The organism is Acidiplasma aeolicum, assembly GCF_001402945.1.
In the GTDB taxonomy this organism is placed as follows: domain Archaea; phylum Thermoplasmatota; class Thermoplasmata; order Thermoplasmatales; family Thermoplasmataceae; genus Acidiplasma; species Acidiplasma aeolicum.
The window spans coordinates 1-1,266 of the sequence record NZ_LKBG01000137.1; the positions used below are offsets into that span (position 1 = coordinate 1).

A 1,266-nucleotide genomic window follows, 5' to 3' on the forward strand; every position below is an offset into this window, starting at 1 on the left:
TAACCTATAATATAAAATATTAAGTTTATTTTTAAAAGTTTTTTAAGTTTTTTATCAGGGGAAAATTAAAATTAAAATCTATTCATTAATTTCTGATCTAAACAGACCAAATGACTTGAAAATTGGTTCATCTGAATATGAGAATAAAATGCAATCTTTATCATTGTTATTTACTATTTCATACGCCTCCCATGGGGGTACTATTGCTATGTCATTTTCCTTAAGATTGTATTCTATATTGTCTAGTTTTAAAGTACATTCACCCTCAACAGGCATGAATATTATATGTTCTGTTTTTCGAATTTTCTTAGTTTTACTTTTAGGGCTTATGAGTCTTATTTTGGATGCCATTGTTTGAAATATGTCCTTTCCATTGTTAGGATTAATGTACCTCATAACATACCCCTCAGCTGGCATTTCATTTGAATTTTCTTTGATCCTAAATAAAGTTTCCCTTGCCCTGCTGTACGGATAAATATATAGGGGATCATATGAATCCTCTCTTTCAAATTCCGGTAACATTCCATTACCATACTTCAACACATTTTCCTTTTCAGTTTCTGTAATTTCCTGGAGTGATCTTTTATATTTTTTAAAATAATCCTCAAAAAATATTGCACCTAGATACCACACAAGCGGTGCATCCAGACCATCAAGCCATATAACATCTCCATTGCCTTCATTTCTGTGATCATGCCATGCATAACTGGGGGTTAGTACAAGATCACCACGGTGCATGATAAGTCTTTTGCCGTTAACCACTGTATACGCACCATCCTCTGGAGCCTCTAAAATAAATCTAAATGCGTTGGGAGAGTGATGATGGCTTGGTGCAACCTCTCCTTTTTTAACCAGCTGTATTGCTGCAAATATTGTTGGTGATATGGCAATTGCGCCTAAATATGGAAACTTTTTAAGGCTTGGATTAACAAGCTGGACCTGCCTTCTCTCTGCCTCATCTGTAGATAAAATATCACCCAGCTTGTATAGCAATTTTTTCATATTAGTGTATTCCCATTTAAATGGTTCTGTTATTGGGGTTGGAACGTCTGTAAATACTGGCTTATCAACCAGACCAAAATTCTGTGCATATTTTGGGTGAAACGTTATTAAAAACGTTGTTAAATTATTATCCAAAAGTTCATGAAATAGCTTTTTTCTTTTATCAACTTCTGACTCCATGATAATTATTAATACATAATTTTATTTAATTTTATCTATGATTTATTTATAGCTTTTATATGATGTTTTCACAATTTCTTTATA

Annotated in this window: 1 protein-coding gene; it reads right to left on the reverse strand. The window is 32.5% G+C overall.

What is annotated here, in order from left to right; genetic code table 11:
- Positions 1 to 78: 78 nt before the first annotated feature.
- Positions 79 to 1,182, reverse strand: a complete 1,104-nt coding sequence (locus tag AOG54_RS03675) for a cupin domain-containing protein (RefSeq protein WP_048101198.1) — start codon at positions 1,180 to 1,182, stop codon at positions 79 to 81.
- Positions 1,183 to 1,266: the final 84 nt, after the last annotated feature.

Excerpts from the sequence above, each read along its gene's own strand:
- AOG54_RS03675 (WP_048101198.1), bottom strand. The coding sequence starts at position 1,182 with ATGGAGTCAGAAGTTGATAAAAGAAAAAAGCTATTTCATGAACTTTTG.